This window comes from Pseudomonas sp. Os17 (assembly GCF_001547895.1).
In the GTDB taxonomy this organism is placed as follows: Bacteria; Pseudomonadota; Gammaproteobacteria; order Pseudomonadales; family Pseudomonadaceae; genus Aquipseudomonas.
Window position 1 is genome coordinate 3286342 of the sequence record NZ_AP014627.1, and the last position, 20213, is coordinate 3306554.

Below are 20213 nucleotides of genomic sequence, written 5' to 3' on the forward strand. Positions count from 1 at the left end.
TGTCGCCAGTGCCGTTGAGCGGCCGCTGGGGTCGCGCTGCAGGGCGCCCATCAAGCATTAGCTGCACGAAGAATCCGAACGCTCCCAGGTAATCCGCAACACGGCATGGCAACGCGCTGGTCGCCGCGTGCCGCGCTGACGGGATGACACGGATCAACAGTCGCCGATGACATCGGCCCAACCTGACAGGGAAGTCGCGCAGTGTCTGATAACAACCCAACCCAAGCGGGTCCACAGAGCCCTTCGTCCGCAGCCCCGGAGGCTGATCAAGCCCGGGAAAGTGCGACGATTGCCGGCTGGAACGACACCCGCCACGAGTATCCGCTGGACCTGTGCCTGCAGCAGTTGATCGAGCAACAGGTGGAGCGCAGCCCCGATGCCGTGGCCCTGTGCTTCGACGAGCAGCGCCTGAGTTTCAGCCAGTTGAATCGTCGGGCCAATCGGTTGGCGCACTACCTGCGCGAGCTCGGCGTCGGGCCCGACAGCCTGGTGGGCGTGCAGATGGAGCGTTCACTGGAGCTGATGATCGCCTTGCTGGCGATCCTCAAGGCGGGGGGCGCCTACCTGCCGCTGGACCCGGGCTACCCCGAAGAGCGCCTGGCCCTGCTTATCGAAGACGCCTCGGTCGGCGTGGTACTGACACAACAACGCTTTGCCCAGCGGCTCGCTGCCTATGGCATTGAAGTGCTCTGTCTGGATGACCCCGCCAGTGAGGAGCTGCACGCCTGCGAGGATAATCCCGCGCCGGTCAACCGCCCTGAAGATCTGGCCTATGTGATCTACACCTCGGGCTCCACCGGGCGCCCCAAAGGCTGCATGTTGCCGCACAAGGCCATCTGCAACCGGCTGCTGTGGATGCAGCGTCACTATGGGGTGGGGCCACAGGACCGGATCCTGCAGAAGACGCCCTTCACCTTCGATGTCTCGGTCTGGGAGCTGTTTTTGCCGTTGCTCAGCGGCGCCTGTCTGGTCATGGCCAGGCCCGAAGGCCATAAGGACGCCCACTACCTGGTGGAGCTCATCCAGGCGCGGCAGATCACCATCTGCCATTTCGTGCCGTCCATGCTGCGCTTCTTCCTCAAGCACCCGACGGTCGGCGAGTGTCGCTCTTTGGACAAGGTCTTCGTCAGCGGCGAGGCCCTGACCCACGAGCTGCTGCTGCAGTTTCGTGCGCGGCTGCAGGCCCGTCTGCACAACCTGTACGGCCCGACCGAGGCGGCGGTGGACGTCACCTGGTGGCCTGCCGAACCGCGCCCGGACCGGCGCGTGCCCATTGGCCGGCCCATCGACAATATCCAGATCCACATCCTCGATGCCGAGGCCAATCCGCTGCCCATCGGCCAGACCGGCGAGCTGTGCATTGGCGGTGTCGGCCTGGCCCGGGGCTATCTCAACCGGCCGCAACTGACGGCGGAGAAGTTCATTCGCGACCCGTTCTGCGCAGCACCCGACGCCCGGCTGTATCGCACCGGTGACGAGGCGCGCTTCCTCGACAACGGCGAGATCGAAGTGCTGGGGCGTTTCGATTCCCAGGTCAAGCTGCGTGGGTTTCGCATCGAACTGGGCGAAATTGAAAGCACCCTCAACAGCCATCCGGCCATCAGCGACGCGGTGGTGCTGGTCCAGGATGCCGCCGGCGAAGACCCGAAGCTGGTGGCCTATGTGGTTGCCGACGGGCTGGACAAGAAGGCAGTGCGCGATTTCGTCAAGTCGCGCCTGCCGGAGTACATGACGCCCAATCGGGTGCAGTTCGTCGAACAGATTCCGGTCACGGCCCACGGCAAGGCCGATCGCCAGGCGCTGCTGGCCACCGACGGCCCGGCGCCCGACAGCCGCCGGGCCGCGACCCTGGATCCCCAGGCACTGAGCGCCTGGCTGCAGGCGTACTTCATCGAGGCGCTGGGGATTGATGAACTGGCGGTCGACGACGATCTGTTCGATCAGGGCGCCACCTCATTCACCCTGGTGCAAGCGGTGCACAGCATTCATCAGCAGTACCAGGTCACGCTGCCGGTGGAGATATTTCTCGAACAGCCGAGCATCGCTGCCGTCATCGCCTTTATCCTCGACAACAACGCTGCGAGCGTCGACCGGCCCGGCGTGGCAACGACCTGCCCGACGCCGCCAAGCGACGCCCCGGAGCCGATCCAGCTGCAGAGGGTGGACTTTGATCCTCGCGCCTATCAACGCCTCGTCCAGGTTGCGCCGCCCAGCCTTGAACGGCTGGGGGGCCTGCTCTCGCTGTTGCGTGAGGTGACGCTGGCAGGCCAGGGCAAGTACCTCTATTCCTCGGCCGGCGGCCTCAACGCCATCCAGTGCTACCTGTATGTGGCCCCGGGGCAGGTCGAGGGCTTGCCCTCAGGCACCTGGTACTACCAGCCGCGGCTCAATCGCCTGTTGCCGATCCGCGTGCCGGCCGATCCGGGCTCGCCAGCCCTGGCCGAGGCCGGCTTTGCACTGTTTCTGGTGGCCCAGATGGCCGCCATCGAGCCGCTCTACAATCACGCCGCCCCGGCGCTGCTGGTGCTGGAGGCGGGCTATATCGAACAGTTGCTGCTGTCGCACCAGGCCGGCTTCGACCTGGCCCTGGTCCCGAGCCAAGACGTGGACGCGGCATCGGTTGCCCAGCTGTGCAAGCTGGAGCCCAGCCACCGGGTGCTGCATTGCCTGATTCCCGGCGATTCGGGTGGCGCTGCAAGTGGGCGCTGCGGCCTGCGCTTCGACGACTTCCTGGCCGCCAGCAACAATGGTTTCGACCTGCCGGGCAAGGACGCGCTGGAGCGCTTGCACCAGCAACAGCGGCAGATTCGCAGTGACCTGCCGCAGCACGGGGCAGGGGGCATCGATCTGCCCGCTGCACCGATCAGCGCCGACGCCCTGCAACTGCGCGCCGCCAAGCGCCAATACGGCGACCAGGCCTTGAGCGTGGCGCAGTTGAGCCGATTGTTGAGCCTGTTGCGGGCCGGGCCGGATGCCCGTCACCTGTACCACGCCGACGCGCTGCAGGACCTGGAGATCTACCTGCAACTGGCCGCCGGCAGCGAACAGGCCCAGGCGCAGTGCCCGCCGCCCGGCCTCTATCGCTACCACGCCGACAGCCACAGCCTGAGCCCCTTGGGCGAAGGCGACCCGCTGGCGTTCAACCGCAGCTACACGCCGTTCAATCGCAAGCACGCGCAACAGGCGCGCTTACGGATATTCCTGGTGTCCGCTCGCTCGGCAGGCAACGACCCCGAGCGGCGTTATCGCCACCTGCTCCAGGCCGGACGCATCGGCCAGTTGCTGCTGGAACAACAGACCGAGTTCGGCATCGGGCTGTGCCCCATCGGTTCGATGTATTTCGACAAGGTTCGCAGCGCCTTCCACCTGGATGAACACCAGGAGCTGTTGCACAGCTTTGTCGGCGGCGCCGTCAGCCAGGGATTGCCGCCGGGCTGGCCACGGCTGGAGCTGCAGCCTGAGCTTGGGAATGAGGACGAAGCCTGGACCGCCCGCGAGCCCGAGAACGCGGGGGCGCTGGCGATCATCGGCCTCAGCGGCCGCTACCCCGGCGCCGCCGCCCCCCGGGAGCTGTGGCACAACCTTTGCGCCGGACGTTCGTCGATCCAGACACTCAGCCGCCAAGCGCTGCTGCATGACGCGCCAGGCGCCGCGGATTCGCCGCAATGGGCAGTGGGCGCCCTGGCCGACAAGCAGTTGTTTGATCCGCTGTTGTTCAAGATCACCCCCGCCGAGGCGAAAACCCTGGACCCCCAGGAGCGATTGTTCCTGCAAGCGGTCTGGCATTGCCTGGAAAACAGCGGCTATACCGCCGCCGGTCTGCAGCGTCGGGCCGAGCGGGTGGGGGTGTTTGTCGGCGCGATGTGGGGCGACTACCAGCACCATCGGCCCGGCGACCAGGGCGAGCGCGCCACCTCGTTCCATTCGGCCATCGCCAACCGGGTGTCGTTCTTCAATGACTTCAGCGGCCCCAGCGTGGTGTTCGACACCTCGTGTTCCTCGGCAATGACCGCCCTGCATTTTGCCTGCACCAGCCTTCGCCAGGGCGAGTGCCAGGCGGCGATCGTCGGTGGCGTCAACCTGATCAGCCATCCGTCGCACCTGGAGCTGCTGAGCGCCTTGCAGCTGTTGTCCGCAGAGGGCCAGGCGCATCCGTTCGGTCTCCACGCCAACGGTTGGGTGGCAGGCGAGGGCGTGGGTGCGCTGTTGATCCGCCCCCTGGAGGACGCCCGCCGCGACGGTGACCGGATCCTTGGCGTGATCCGCGCCACGGCGATCAGCCACAGCGGCAAGACCTTTCGCTACGGCATGCCGAACGCCGAGATTCAGGCCGCCTCGATGCGCCGGGCCCTGGAGCAGGCGGGGTTGTCCGCCGAGGCGATTGGCTACGTGGAGGCTGCCGCGCCCGGCGCCAGCCTGGCGGACGGCGCCGAATTCGCGGCGCTGGCCAAGGTCTTCGGCCACCGCCAGGGCGATACGCCACTGCCAGTCGGCTCGATCAAGGCCAACATCGGCCACCTTGAATCGGCCTCGGCGCTGTCGCAGATCACCAAGGTCCTGCTGCAGTTCGAGCACCGCCAGATCGCCCCGACCCTGGGCTGCGTGCCCTTGAGCCCACTGATCGGCCCGGAGCACAAACAGCTGCTCATTGCCGACACCTTGAGTGACTGGCAAGGCCCTCGACGGGCCTTGATCAATGCCTTCGGAGCCAGTGGTTCCGCCGGCCACCTGATCCTCGAAGCGCCGCCGCCTGAGGTCGCCGCGCCCGAGCAGCGCGGGCCCTGGCTGTTTCCCTTTTCCGCCGCCAGCGCCGCGCAGCTCGAGCAATTGCTCGGGGCGTTCGCCGACGACCTTCAAGCCGGTCGCCTGGGCGACGCGCGCCTTGGAGACATCAGCTACACCCTGTGCGTCGGCAGGGTTGCACTGGGCCAGCGGCTGGCGCTGGTGGCCGACAGCGAGTCCGAACTGCTGACCTTGCTCAAGGCCGCGTCGGAGTGCTCGACCCGCTGTGGCAGCGATGCCAGAGCGGCGCCACCGCTGGCCACCGAAGCGGACCTGCGCGGCCTCGATCGGGCTGCCCTGAGCACCATCGGCCAGCGTTGGGTGGCCGGTGACACCGACCTGTCGCAGATTGCCCGCCATGACTGGCGGCGCGTGGCCTTGGCGGCGTACCCCTTTGCCGGCCTCGATTGCCATATCGCCACCGGCGCCGCCGAGGACGAGGCGGCGACGCCGGTGACGGACCCGCGCCTGCAAACGGCGCTGGAGGGCTACCTCACGCAGCACTTCTCGAAAGTCTCGGCCATACCCGAGAGCAGCATCGACAGCCTGGAAAGCTTCGACCGCTACGGCCTGACCTCGCTGATGATCACCACCCTCAACCAGCGACTGGCCCAAGCCTTCGGGGACTTGCCAAGCACGCTGTTCTTCGAGCACCAGAGCATCAGCGCACTGGCCAACTGGTTCGCTGCCCGGCACCCGTCGCGCAGTCGCCAGTTGCTCGGGGTTCAAGCGCCCGCGGCCGCGGCGGCACAGGCGGCCCCGGCCAGCCGTGCGGCACCGCGTCCCGACAGCGAGCGACGCCACGAGCACGCCGAGCCAATTGCAATCATCGGCCTGGCCGGACGCTTTCCCGGTGCCCCGGACATCGACAGCTTCTGGGACAACCTGAAGAACGCAGTCGACAGCATCAGCGAAATCCCCGGCGAGCGCTGGCAGCACCAGCCTTACTACAGCCCCGACCGCAGCCAAAAAGGCAAGATCAACACCAAGTGGGGCGGATTCATCGACGCTGTCGACCGCTTCGACCCGCTGTTCTTCAATATTTCACCGCGCGACGCCGAGCGCATGGACCCTCAGGAACGGATCTTCCTCGAAACCGCCTGGCACACCCTGGAAGACGCGGGCTACGACCGGGCCGGCCTGCAACGCCATTACCAGGGGAAAATGGGCGTGTTTGTCGGGGTGATGCACGGCGAGTACCTGCTCTATACCCGTTCTGCCGCCGCCGACTGCACCGATGACGCGGTGGATTCCTCCTTCGGCTCGATTGCCAACCGGGTGTCCTACGTCTTCGACTGCACCGGCCCGAGCATGGCGGTCGACACCATCTGTTCCTCCTCGCTGACCGCGCTGCACCTGGCGGTGCAGAGCCTGCAACGGGGCGAGTGCCGGGTGGCGCTGGCCGGCGGCGTCAACCTGTCGCTGCACCCGAACAAGTACTTCATCCAGTCGCAGTTGACCATGTCCTCCAGCGATGGCCGCTGCCGCAGTTTCGGTGAAGGCGGCGACGGTTTCGTCCCCGGCGAAGGCGCCGGCGCGGTGTTGCTCAAGCCCCTGTCACAGGCACAGGCCGATGGCGACAACATCTACGGGGTGATCCGCGCAACGTCGCTCAACCATAACGGCAAGACCCATGGCTACACCGTGCCCAGCCCCAATGCCCAGGGGGCAATGATCGCCGAGTCACTGGAAAAGGCCGGCATGGACCCCCGCGAGCTGAGTTACATCGAGGCCCACGGCACCGGCACCGCACTCGGCGATCCAATCGAAATCAGCGGCCTGCAACAGGGCTTTGCCCGGCGCAGTGCGGCCCTTGGCAGGGAACCGGCGGGGGCACAGCAGTGCGCGCTGGGCTCGGCCAAATCGAATATCGGCCATCTGGAATCGGCCGCCGGGATCGCCGGGGTGGCCAAGGTGCTGCTGCAACTCAAGCACCGCCAACTGGTGGCGTCGCTGCATTCGAGCCGACTCAACCCGGGCATCGCCTTTGGCCAATCGCCGTTCCATATCCCGCAGCAACTGCAAGAGTGGCGTCAACCGCGGCTCAATCTGGATGGCCAGGAGCGCGACTACCCGCTGGCCGCGTCCGTGTCGTCCTTTGGTTCCGGCGGCTCCAATGGCCATGTGATCATCGCCCAGTACCTGGCGCCGGAGCGGGAAGCGCCGGTGGCCGGGCCACCGGCGATCATCGTGCTGTCGGCCCGCACCCCGTTGCAGCTGCAACAGCAAATCGAACGTTTGCAGCAGTGCCTGTTGCGGCGCGAGCGCGAAGGCCAGCTGCCGCGTCTGGCGGACCTGGCCCTGACCCTGCAGCAGGGCCGGGAGGCCATGGAATATCGCCTGGCGTTCACCGCAGCGTCCATCAGCGAGCTGCAGGAGCGCCTGGCCCAGGGCCTGGAGCAATGGCTCAAGGCGCCTGAGCACTTCGGCTGCTTCGACGGCGTGCATCTGGGGCGGGTACAGGAGAACAAGGCCGCGATGGCCGTGCTGGCCCACGATGAGGACATGCAAGCGACCCTGGCGGCCTGGGCCGACAAAGGCAAATACGCAAAACTGCTGGAATTGTGGGTCAGGGGGCTGACGTTCGATTGGGCGCTGCTGGGGGCGCCCCTGGGCAGTGCCCGGCGCATCAGCCTGCCGGGGTATCCCTTTGCCCGCGAGCGGATCTGGGTGTCCGGCGACCTCCAGTTGCCGCCGCCGGTCCAGGGGCTCGGCGAAGCCCGGCTGCACCCCTTGCTGCAACGCAATGTCTCCGACCTGACGCAGCAGAAATTCACCTCGGTATTCAGCGGTCAAGAGTTCTTCCTGCGCGATCATCGGGTGCACGAGCACAAAGTCCTGCCTGGCGTGGCCTACCTGGAAATGGCCCGCGAGGCGGTCAGTCGCTCCCTGGGGGATCAGGCACTCGCCGGAGCGGTGAGCCTGTGCCACCTGGTGTGGTCGCAACCGCTGACGCTCAGCGAGCAGGATCAGGCGCCCGTTACGCTTGAGGTGCAGATCAATGCCGTGGACGCCCATCGCCTGACTTTCGCGATTCTCCAACAGCAGACCCAGGCCCTGTGCTGCCAGGGCGAGGCGCAATGGCAGCAGGAACCCATGGAACCCCTGGCGTCACTGGCATCGCTGCAGGCCAGGATCAACGGCCCGTGCCTGGACGCCGAGGCGCTGTACCGCCAGTTCGACAGCGTCGGCATCCACTACGGCCCCAGCCACCGGACGGTCCGCGAACTGCACAGCAGCGGCGGACAGTTGCTGGCGCAGATCCAGTTGCCGCCATCACTGAAGGCCGATCACCGGCAATTTGTCCTGCACCCAAGCCTGATGGACGGCGCCTTGCAATGCACCCTGGGCCTGCTGGTCGCCGACCCGCTTGCGCAAGGCGCAACGGTGCAACGGCAGCAGACCCGGGTGCCCTTTGCCCTGGACCGGCTAGAGCACAGCGGTGCGGCCCTGGGGGAGCAGGTCTGGGCCTGGGTGCGGCCTGTGGCGCAGGCCAGCGCGGCCGGGCATTGGGTTTTCGATATCGATATCTACAACCAGCAGGGCGAGCATTGCGTTGCGCTGCACGGCTTTGCCCTGCGGGAGATGAAAGCGCCGTCGGCGCTGGAGGTGATGCTCGACGACCGCGGGCAGACGGACGCTTGCCTGCTGGAGAAATGGCAGCGGGTCGAGCCTCAGCCCTTGCCGTCCGGCGCCGCCCGGGTGCTGTTGATCGCCAATGACCCGCAAGGCCTGCAACAGTTGACGGCGCGCTATCCGCAGCGGGCGTCGATGTTGCTGGACGGCAGCGAATCCATCGAAACGCTCGCCGCGCGGCTGCGCGAGGCCGGCCCGCTGGAGCACCTGCTGTGGCTGGCACCCAGCGCCATGGCGGCGCACACCAGCGCCGAGCAACTGATCCACGCGCAGCAGTCCGGGGTGTTGAGCTGTTTTCGCTTGATCAAGGCGTTGCTGCTCCTGGGCCTGGACCAGCAGCCGCTGGCCTGGACGCTCATCACCCGCGCCACCCTGACGGTGTTCGGCGCGGCGAGCCCGCTGCAACAGGCCACCGATGAACCCGTGGCGCCCGCTCACGCCAGCCTTCACGGGCTGATGGGGGTCCTGGCCAAGGAGTACAGCCATTGGCCGGTGTGCGTGGTGGACCTGCCGGCCGGCGACAGCTGGCCGAGCCTGGACCCCCTGTCACTGCCCGCCGATCCCCGGGGCGAGCCCCTGGCCTGTCGCGACGATGTCTGGTATCGCCCGTATCTTGCGCCCTGCCTGGTGCCGCTGGAGCGGGGCGGCGAGGGCGAAAGCCTGTATCGCGACGCCGGGGTGTACCTGGTCGTCGGCGGTGCCGGCGGCATTGGCCGGTTGTGGAGCGAACACCTGATCCGCACCCGTGGCGCCCAGGTCATCTGGCTCGGGCGCCGCCCGCAGGATGCGCGGATTGACGCCGCCATCAGTGAACTGGCCCGGTTGGGCCCGGCGCCACGCTATATCAGCGCCGATGCCGGCAACCACGCCGCGCTGCAGCAGGCAGTGACCCAGGTGCTGGCCGAGCATGGGCGGATTCATGGGGTGATCCACGCCGCGATCCAGCTGGAGGATCAAAGCCTGGCACGCATGCAGCCGCAGAAATTCGCCGCGGGGCTGGCCGCCAAGGTCGATGTCTGTGCCCGTCTGGCCGAGGTGTTCGAGCACCAGCCCCTGGACTTCATGCTGTTTTTCTCCTCGTTGCAGAGCTATACCAAGTCGGCGGGCCAGAGCAATTACGCGGCCGGTTGTACCTTCAAGAACGCCTTCGCGCAGGCCCTGGGGCAACAACGCGGCTACCCGGTGAAAGTCATCAACTGGGGCTACTGGGGTGACGTCGGCTCGGTGGCCAGCGACGACTACCGGCGCCGCATGGCCGAGGTTGGCCTGGGCTCCATCGACGGCAAACAGGCGATGCGTGCCCTGGACGCGCTGCTCGGTGCCCCGGACGACGGCGCGCCGCTGAGCCAGTTGACCTTCCTGCGCACCTGCGGGCGCTTGAGCGAAACCTTCGAGCACCTGGGGCTGGCCCGTCATCCTGGCGGGCTGTTCGGCGAATATGGCGAGGTTCGGGCGCCGGCCTATCCATCGTTGATCGGGCGCCTGCACGGCCTGCGGCCGGACAGTCGGCAGGTGCGCGGCGTTGTCGGGCAGGTGCAGGCCCAACGGGCGGCGCTGGATGAGCTGCAGGTTCGCCTGCTCTATGCCCAGTTGCAGCAACTGGGCCTGTTCACCCAGGCGTGCGAATCCCTTGCCCGGTTGCAGCAGCACAGCCCTGTGTTGCCGCTGTACCGACGCTGGTTCGCCAAGAGCCTTGAGGAACTGGCGCAGCGCGGCTATGTGCAGCTGGAAGGCGATACCTGCCGGGTCGCCAATCCGCAGCCCCTGGACCTGGAGGCGCTGTGGCAGGAATGGGCGCGGCAGCAGCCGGCCTGGCTCGAGCACCCCAGCCTCAAGGCCGAGGCCCTGCTGGCCGAAGCGACCCTGCGGGTCTTGCCGCAGATCCTCGACGGGCGGATCGCGGCCACCGACGTGCTGTTCCCCGACGCCTCGATGTCCAGGGTCGAGGGCATCTACAAACACAACCCGGTGTCGGACTTCTTCAACGAAGTGCTGCTCGACGCCATGCTCGAATTTGTCCGCGGCCGCCTGGAGCAGGATCCCCGGGCCTCGATCCGGATCCTGGAAATCGGCGCCGGCACCGGCGGCACCAGTGCCCGCGCCTTTGAAAAACTGCAGCCCCTGCAAGCGCAGATCGCCGAGTACTGCTACACCGACGTCTCCCAGGCGTTCCTGATGCACGCGCAGCAGGCCTATGGCCCGCATGCCCCGTACCTCAGCTACCAACTGTTCGACGTCGACCAGCCGCTGGCCGCCCAGGGCATCAAGGCCGGCGCCTATGACCTGGTGATCGCCACCAACGTTCTGCACGCCACGCCGGACCTGCGCCGCGCCCTGAAAAATGCCAAGGCCGCGCTCAAGCACAACGGCCTGCTGCTGATCAACGAGATTGCCCGCAATGGCCTGTTCACTCACCTGACCTTCGGCCTGCTCAAGGGCTGGTGGCTGTTCGACGACCCGCAGCATCGCCTGCCGGGCGGCCCGGCACTGGCCCCCCGGCAGTGGAAGCAGGTGCTGGAAAGCGAAGGCTATCGGCAGGTGCATTTCCCGGCGCTGGCCGAGCACGACCTGGGGCAGCAGATCGTCATCGCCCAGAGCAACGGCCTGGTCTGGCAGGAGCGCCCCGAGCGCGCCGAAGCGCCCCGTATTGCGCCGGTGCGGCGTGAAACGGTGGTGGCCCAGGCGCCCCTGGCACCCCGGGCGCCGCAACCGGGCATCAGCCCCGCGGCGCTGGGCGAGGTGAGCAGCAGCCGGCTCAAAGCCGAGACGGTGCGCTACCTCAAGCAGGTGATTGGCGGGCTGTTCAAGATCGAGCCCGAGCAGATCGACGCCCGCGAGGCGCTGGAAACCTATGGCATCGATTCGATCCTGGTGGTGCAACTGACCAACCTGCTGCGGGACCAGTTGGCTGGGGTCAGCAGTACGCTGTTCTTCGAATACCAGACCATCGAGGCATTGGCGGAGCATTTTCTCGCCACCCAGAAAGACCGGCTGCAACAGCTGCTGGGACTGGATCCGGCGCCGGCCAGCGGCGCGCCACCGGCCAGGGCGCCGGTCGAGCCCTTGTTCACGCCGGTCCCGTCGCGCTTTGCCAAGCGTCCTCCCGAGCCGCCAGCGGCGCAGCAGCGCCACAGCGACGTCGCCATCGTCGGGCTGTCAGGGCGCTACGCCGGGTCCGACAACGTTCGCCAGCTGTGGCAACACCTCAAGGCCGGGGAGCACTGCATTGCCCAAGTGCCGGCCGAACGCTGGGACTGGCGCCGGTACTTTGACCGGACCCCGGGAACGGCAGGTCGCATCTATACGCCATGGGGCGGTTTCATTGGCCAGATCGATCGGTTCGATCCGCTGTTCTTTCACATTTCGCCCCGCGAAGCCCTGAAAATGGACCCCCAGGAGCGGCTGTTCCTGGAAGAGGCCTATCACTGCATCAGCGATGCCGGCTATACCCCGGCACGCCTGGCCGAGCGGCAGCGGGTCGGGGTGTTTGTCGGCGTGATGAACGGTACCTACAGCCACCAGTCCAGTTACTGGTCGGTGGCCAACCGAGTGTCATACCAGTTCAACTTCCAGGGCCCGAGCCTGGCGGTGGACACCGCCTGTTCCTCGTCGATCACCGCACTGCATCTGGCGCTGCAAAGCCTGGAGCGCGGCGACAGCGACTGCGCCCTGGTGGGTGGGGTCAGCCTGCTGGTGGACCCGGTGCACTACATGGGCCTGAGCGAAATGCAGATGTTGTCCCCAGGCCCGCACTGCAAGGCTTTCGGTGCCGATGCCGATGGTTTTGTCGCCGGTGAAGGCGTGGGCGCACTGCTGCTCAAGCCGCTGGCGCAGGCCGAGGCCGATGGCGACCGGATCTACGGCGTGATCAAGGGCAGCATGATCAATGCCGGGGGCAAGACCAACGGCTACACCGTGCCCAATCCCCTGGCCCAGAGCCGGCTGGTGGTGGATTCGCTGGCCCGGGCCGGGGTCGACGCCAGGGCCGTGAGCTATGTCGAGGCCCATGGCACCGGCACCGCGCTGGGCGATCCGATCGAGATCGCCGGCCTGGCCCGGGCCTTCAGCAGCAGCGGGGCAACGCCCGGGACGCAGTACTGCGCCATCGGCTCGATCAAGAGCAATATCGGCCATTGCGAAAGCGCAGCGGGTATCGCCGGTATCACCAAGGTGCTGTTGCAACTGCAGCACCGCCAGCTGGTGCCATCGCTGCACGCCGATACCGCCAACCCGCACATCGATTTCGCCAACACTCCGTTTGCCGTGCAGCGCACGCTGGCCGAGTGGCCGCGGCCGCAGGTGCTGATCGACGGGGTGCCGCAGACATTCAAGCGCATCGCCACGGTGTCCTCCTTCGGTGCCGGAGGCGCCAATGCCCATGTGGTGATCGAAGAATACGAAGACCTGCGGGTACGGCCACCGAGGGTGGTCGACGAGCAACGCCCGGTGCTGATCCTGTTGTCGGCCAAGAGCGCCGAGCAGCTGCTGCAGCAAGCCCGGCTGTTGCTCGACGAATTGGCCCAGGGGCCACTGGTCGAGGCCGATCTGCCGGCACTGGCCTTCACCCTGCAAGTGGCGCGCGAGGCGATGGAGCATCGCCATGGCTGGTGGGTGAGTTCCCTGGCCCAGTTGAAGGCCGGCCTGGAGCAGTTGCTCAGCGCCGGCGTCACGTCGGGCCGTGGCCGGCAGAAGCCCGAGGCTCAGGCGCCGGACTTCGACATCGGCCGGGTACTCGACGCCGGGGCACAGCAACGCCTGCTCGACGCCTGGCTCGACGGCGCCGTGCTGGACTGGCAACTGATGTACCCCCAGGGCACGCCCGCGCCATTGAGCCTGCCGGGCTATCCCTTTGCCCGCGAGCGCTACTGGCAGACGCCGCTGGCCGCGGCTGGGGTGCCCGGCGCCGTCGAGGAACGCCTGCATCCACTGCTGCATCGCAACGTGTCGGACCTGCGCGGCTTGCGTTACCTGAGCCGGTTCAGCGGCAGCGAAAGCCTGTTGGCCGAGCACCAGGTCAATGGCCAGGGCGTGCTCCCGGGCGCGGCGCTGGTCAGCCTGATCCAGGCGGCGCTGAGCAACGCCCTGGGCGCTCCGGTGCCGGCGGGCAGGGCGCTGGTGATAGAGGATCTGGCCTGGCGCCAGCCGTTCAGCGTCGACGCGGCCAACAACGGCGAGCTGTTCCTGGAACTGACCATGCCGGCGCAGGGCGAGTACCAGGTCGGGATCTACTCCTACGACCCTGACGCCCAGTTGCAACTGCATGCCCAGGCCCGGGCCCGCTATGCCGTGGTCATGGCCCCCGGGCTTGAATTCAACGGCGTCGGTGCCCGGGTGGTGGAGGTCGAGGCCTGCTACCAGCGCTTTGCCGCCATGGGCATCGAGTATGGCCAGGGGTACCGGCGGCTGCTGTCGCTGGAGCGCCAGGACGATCAGGTACTGGCGCGGATCGCTCTGCAGGACCCGGCGCTGACTGACGGTTTTGCCCTGCATCCGGCCTTGCTGGATGGCGCCATGCAAGGCGTGATGGCCTTGCTGCTGGAAGAGCTGGGGGACACGCCGGCCTTGCTGCTGCCGGCGACCCTGGGCCAGTGCGTGCTGTTCGCCGACTGCCCGGCCGCCCTGCAGGTGCAGATACGCCGCAGCGGCAGCACCACGGACGGCCATCTGTTCGACCTGGCACTGTTCGACGAGCATGGCCAGTGCTGTGCAACCCTCCATCAACTGGCGTTCAGGACCCTGAGCGATCACCACCAGGGTGCCAGCACCGCGCTGCTGTGCCACAAGCAATGGGACGACGCGCTGCCGGCCACGGCGCTAGCCACGCCGGGGGTGGCGCACCGGGTGCTGAGCCTGGGCCATCATCGCGCCTTTGCCGACCTGGCCCAGGGCCTGCAGGCGCGGGGCATCGACCATTGCGCCTTGCCTGCGGCTGACTACCCACAAGCCGCGCTGGCGCTCGCCGAGCAGCTGCAAGCCTTGCTCGGCGCTGCGCAGCCCTGCCTGATTCAACTGCTGGTCCCGGCGGACGATGCCCAGGGCTATCGTGGCCTGGGCGGCCTGTTGTCCAGCGTCAGCCGTGAACAGCCGGCGTTGATCGGGCAATTGATCGAAGTGGCACCGGCGCTCGAGGCCCCGCAACTGCTCAGCGCATTGGCCGCCGAGGCCGCCGCCCCCAACGAGTGCGTCCTGCGTTATCTGGCGCAGGCGGGCACCCTGCGCCGTCAGCAGCTGAGCTGGCAACCCCAACCCCTGTACGCGGCCCCCGCGCCTTGGCGGCCAGACGGGGTGTACCTGATCAGCGGTGGCTTGGGCGGGGTCGGCGCAGTCATGGCGCAGGCGCTGCTGGCCGCGGCGCCCCAGGCCCGGGTGGTGCTCTGCGGCCGCACGCCAGCTGGCGATCCCGCCGTGCAGGCCAAGCTGGTGCAGCTGGGGGAGGCTGTCGACTACCGCGCCGTGGACCTGGCCAACGCCGCTCAGGTTGAACGCTTGATCAGCGACCTGGTCGCTGACTACGGCGCCTTGCACGGCATCCTGCATTGCGCGGGCATCACCCGTGACGCCTTGCTGGCGGACAAGCCCAAGGCAGATTTTGCCGCGGTGTTCGCGGCCAAGGTCGACGGCGTGCAGCACCTGGATCGCAGCAGCGCCGGGCTGGCCCTGGATTTCTTCGTGTTGTACTCCTCGATCGCCAGTGTGCTGGGCAACGCGGGGCAGACCGACTACGCCGCCGCCAATGGCTATCTGGACGCCTTCGCCAGCCTGCGCAACCGGCAGGTCGCGGCCGGCACGCGACACGGCCGCACCCTGGCGATCAACTGGCCGTTATGGCTGGAAGGCGGCTTGCACATGAGCGATACGGCGCGGCGCCTGCTGGCGCAGCGCAGTGGTATTGAGGCCATGGCCAGCGCCACCGGCGTCCAGGCCTTCTATCACGCCCTGCAGCGCGATGATGACCAACTGATGGTGCTGGCCGGCCACCGGGAAAAGCTCCTTGCCTTGCTCCGGCCGCCCGCGCCAGTGGCGGTGGAGCAAGCCCCGCTGGAGGGAGAGGCACTGCTGCCCTGGCTGCGCCAGCTGCTGGCCCGGACCCTGAAGATTCGCCCGGAGCGACTGGACAACGAGGTGCCGTTCGAGCAGTACGGCATCGACTCGCTGATGATCATGGAGATGACTGCCGTCCTGGAAAAACGCTTCGGCGCGCTGTCCAGGACCCTGTTCTTCCAATACCCCAGCCTGCAGGCACTGGTTGAGCACCTGGCCACGCGGCCGATGAGCCGCGCGCCACAGACCTCGACCAGCGCACAACTGCGCACCTTGCTGGCCAGCGCCTTGCACACGCCGCCGGAGCAGATCGACGAGCAGCGCTGCTTCGAGGACTTCGGCATCGATTCGGTGCAGGTACTTGAACTCACACGTCGCCTGGAAGGGCATTTTGGCGCGTTGCCGCCGGGGCTGCTGTTCGAGTACTCCAGCCTGCATGCCCTGGCCGGCTACCTGGCCCCGACTGCGGCCCAGGCGCCTGGCGAACCGCTGCCCAGCGCCCCGGCGCTGCAACGCCGGCTGTTCGACAAACCGTGGTCGCCGCAGCCGTCGAGCGCCGCCTCGCGGGACGACATCGCCATCATCGGCATTGCCGGGCGCTACCCCGGCGCCCCGACCCTCGAAGCCTTCTGGGAGAACCTCAGCCAGGGCAGGAACAGCATTGGCGAAGTGCCGCCCGAGCGTTGGGACTGGCGCGACTACTACAGCAGCGACCGCGGGCAGAGCGGGGTGCACAACAGCAAGTGGGGCGGCTTTATCGACGGCATCGATCAGTTTGATCCGCTGTTCTTCAATATCTCGCCCCTGGAAGCCGAGCTGATCGACCCCCAGGAGCGGCTGTTCCTGCAAACCGCCTGGGCGGCCATGGAGGACGCCGGCTACAGCCGTCAGCTCGGCGCCGGAGCACCGGAGCCGATGCTGCAGGTCGGCGTCTACGCCGGTGTGATGTACAGCGAGTATCAACTGTTGGGCGCCGAAGCCAGCCTGCGCGGCGAGCGCATGGGCTTTGCCGGTTCCAGCGCGAGCATCGCCAACCGGGTGTCGTTCTGCCTCAACCTGCAAGGCCCGAGCCTGTCGCTGGACTCGATGTGTTCCAGCTCGCTGACCGCGCTGCACCTGGCCTGCCAGGATCTGCACAGCGGCCGCACGGCCATGGCCATTGCCGGTGGCGTCAACCTGACGCTGCACCCCAACAAGTACCTGATGCTCAGCAGCGGCCAGTTCATTTCCAACCAGGGCCAGTGCGCCAGCTTCGGCGAGGGCGGTGACGGGTATGTACCGGGCGAGGGCGTGGGCGTGGTGGTGCTCAAGCGCCTGGCGGACGCCGAGCGCGATGGCGATCAGATCCACGGGCTGATCAAGGGCAGCTACCTCAACCACGGCGGCAAGAGCACCGGCTACAGCGTGCCCGATCCACGGGCGCAGCAGGCCGCCATCAGCGGCGCGCTCAAGGACGCGAATGTCGATCCGGCGGCCATCAGCTACATCGAGGCCCATGGCACCGGCACCCGTCTGGGCGACCCGATCGAAATCGCCGGCCTGGCCAACGCCCTGGGACCGCGGGCAGCGGGGCAGACCTGCTGGATCGGCTCGGTGAAATCCAACATCGGCCACTGCGAGGCCGCCGCCGGTATCGCCGGCCTGACCAAGGTGCTGTTGCAGCTCAAGCACGGAAAAATCGCGCCGTCGCTGCATTCCCGGACCCTCAACCCCTTTATCGACTTTGCCGCCACGCCGTTCGAGGTCAACCAGCACCTGCGCGACTGGCCACAGCCGTCCCATGAGGGGCGGCTGCGACCGCGGATTGCCGGGCTGTCCTCGTTTGGCGCGGGCGGATCCAACGCCCACTTGATCGTGGCGCAATACGCCGGCACCCGGCCGCAGCCGGAGCCCGATGGCCGGCCGCAGATGATCCTGTTGTCGGCCCGCGAGCCCGGACAGCTGCGCCAGATCGCCAGCCGACTGCTAGAGCACTTGCAGCAGGCGCCGCAGCGCCTGGACGCGATTGCCTGGACCTTGCAGGTCGGGCGCGAGGCCATGGAGCATCGCGCCGCGTTGATCGCGACCGACGCCCAACAGCTGCTCGACGCCTTGCGCGGTCTGGCCGGCGGCGACGACCGTGGCTGGATCTGCGGTGACACCCAGACCGGCAGCGCCGCCCTCGAACCCTTCAAGAACCGTTCGCGCACCCTGCAACATGAGCATCTGGCCCAGCTCTACGCCAATGGCGAACTGCAAGCCCTGCTGGCGTTGTGGAGCGCCGGCCTGCGCATCGACTGGAACGCATTGCGCGCGCCGGACCGCCAGCGGCCGCAACGCATCAGCCTGCCGACCTATCCCTTCGCCACCGAGCGGTATTGGGCGCCCACGGCGGCCAAGGGCTTGCCGGCGGCGACCAGGGTCCATCCCTGGCTGCACAGCCACACTGCCACCGGCGACGGGCACCAGTTCACCTGCCTCTGCAACGGCGAGGAGCCGTGGTTGCTTGACCATGTGGTGAACGCGAGCAAAACCCTGCCCGGAGCGGCCTGCCTGGAAATCATCCGCGCCGCGGTGAGCCAGGCTCGGGGGGACGGCCAGGCACGGGCCATGGTCATCGAACAGCTCAACTGGCTGGCGCCCTTGACCGTCGGGTCCGCGCCGCGGTGCCTGCGGGTCAACCTGCAAGCGCTGGACGGCCACTGGGTGGTAACCCTTCTCAGCGACGATGACGCGGGGGCGCAACCGGTGCTGCATTGTCAGGCCCGGGTGACGGGCGAGGCCGCGCCTGCGGCCGAGCGCCTGGATCTGGCGCACTGGCGCGAGCGCCCCTGGCAGCGCAGCCTCGACAGCGACGAGGTCTATCGGCTGTTCGAGGCCATGGGCCTGGCCTACGGTGCCAGCCATCGCGGCATCCGCCAGTTGCTGATCGCGCAGCAGGGCAGCCGGCGCGAGGTGCTGGCACAGCTGGACCTTGAGGGTATCCAGGCCGTTGGCGACTGCTGGCTGGAGCCCGGCATGACCGACAGCGCGCTGCAGGCCGCCATCGGCATGCTGCTGCCTCTGGACGCCGGGCCGGCGGCGCCGTTGTCGCTGCTGATGCCCTTTGCCTTGCAGCGCCTGGAAATCCTTGCGCCTTGCACGCGGCAGATGTGGGCCCTGTTGCGTGGCGACCGGCACGACAGCGCGGGCCGGATCGACATCGAGCTCTGTGACCAGCAGGGGCAATTGTGCGCCCGGCTGGAAGGGTTCTGTGCCCGATCCCTCGGCCCGTTGCTGCAGCAACCACCGGCAACGCCGGTCCAGCAGTTGCTGGCACCGGTCTGGTCGGTGGTCGAGGCCCAACAGCAGCCGCGGCCGGACGGGCAGGGCGCGATGCTGATCTTCGGCGTGAGCCCCTCGCGTCATCAGGCGCTGGCCGGGCTCTATCCCCGGGCGCGCCTGGTGCCAGGCGGACCGGACAGCGCCGCGACCGAACTGCTGGCCGACGCTGAATGGGCCGAGGTGATGTGGCTGGCGCCTGCGGTGGAGGCCGACGCGGATCCGGTCGCCGCGCAACAGCAGGGCGTGCTGGCGCTGTTCCGGCTGATCAAGGCACTGCTGAACCAGGGCTACGGTCGGCGGCCGCTGCGCCTGAGCCTGATCACCGACCGCGCGGTGAGCACCGGCCCGGGCGACCCCTGCCAGGCGGTGCATGCGGCGGTGCATGGGCTGGCCGGCTCGCTGGCCAAGGAGTACCCGCACTGGACAGTGCACCTGGCGGACCTCGCGGACGAGCAGTTGGACCGCCTGGCGACAGCGCCGTTTGCCGCCCTGGCGAGCGGCGAGCTGCTGGCCCTGCGTCACGGCCAATGGCGGCAGCGCCAGCTGGCACGGGTGCAGGCGGCCTCCGTGCCGGCCCGGTTGCCGGTCTATCGGGACGGCGGGGTGTACCTGGTGATTGGTGGTGCCGGCGGGATTGGCGCGGTCTGGAGCCAGCACCTGATTCGCCAGCATCGCGCCCGGGTGGTGTGGATCGGCCGGCGCGCGCTGGATGCGCAGATCGCCGCCAAGCTCGATGAGCTGACGGCCATCAGCCTGATGCACGCAGGGCCCGCGCCGGTCTACCTGCAGGCCGATGCCACGGACCACCTGCAGTTGGCCGCGGCCCGGCAGCAGATCATCGAGCGCTTCGGCCCCATCAATGGCGTGGTGCACTCGGCCATCGTGCTCAAGGATCACAGCCTGGCCAACATGGACGAGTCGACCTTCAGCCAGGTCCTGGAGGCCAAGGTCGCCACCAGCGTGGCCCTGGCCCGGGCCTTTGGTGACAGCGCCGCGCAGCTGGACTTCGTGCTGTTCTTCTCCTCGATGATGTCCTTCACCACGGCCGCCGGCCAAGGCAACTACGCGGCCGGCTGCACCTTCGCCGATGCCTTTGCCGACCAGCTTCGGGCGCGCTGGTCGTGCCCGGTCAAGGTGATCAACTGGGGCTACTGGGGCGGCGTGGGCTCGGTGAGCGACGCCCGCTACCGGGAACGCATGAAGGCCCTGGGCCTGGGCTCCATCGAGCCCGAGGAAGGCCTGCGCGCCCTCGAACAGTTGCTGGCGGGCGGACTGGACCAACTGGCGCTGCTCGCGCTGCTGCCGGGCTCCGACATCGACGCCATCGACAGCCTGGCAGGACTGCTGGGCCACGAGCAGATCCGGCTGTCCAGCCACCGCTCCGGGGCCATGGCGGCGCTGCAGGAACGGCTGGAGCAACGGCTGGCGGCGCTGGTCGCGATCACCTGACG

At 67.9% G+C, this 20213-nt stretch carries 1 protein-coding gene; it reads left to right on the plus strand.

Going from position 1 to position 20213, the window contains the following annotated elements; genetic code table 11:
- Positions 1–201 precede the first annotated feature (201 nt).
- On the plus strand, positions 202–20211 hold the full coding sequence (locus POS17_RS14680) for an amino acid adenylation domain-containing protein (RefSeq protein ID WP_060839239.1): 20010 nt from the start codon (positions 202–204) through the stop codon (positions 20209–20211).
- The last annotated feature ends 2 nt before the right edge of the window (positions 20212–20213 follow it).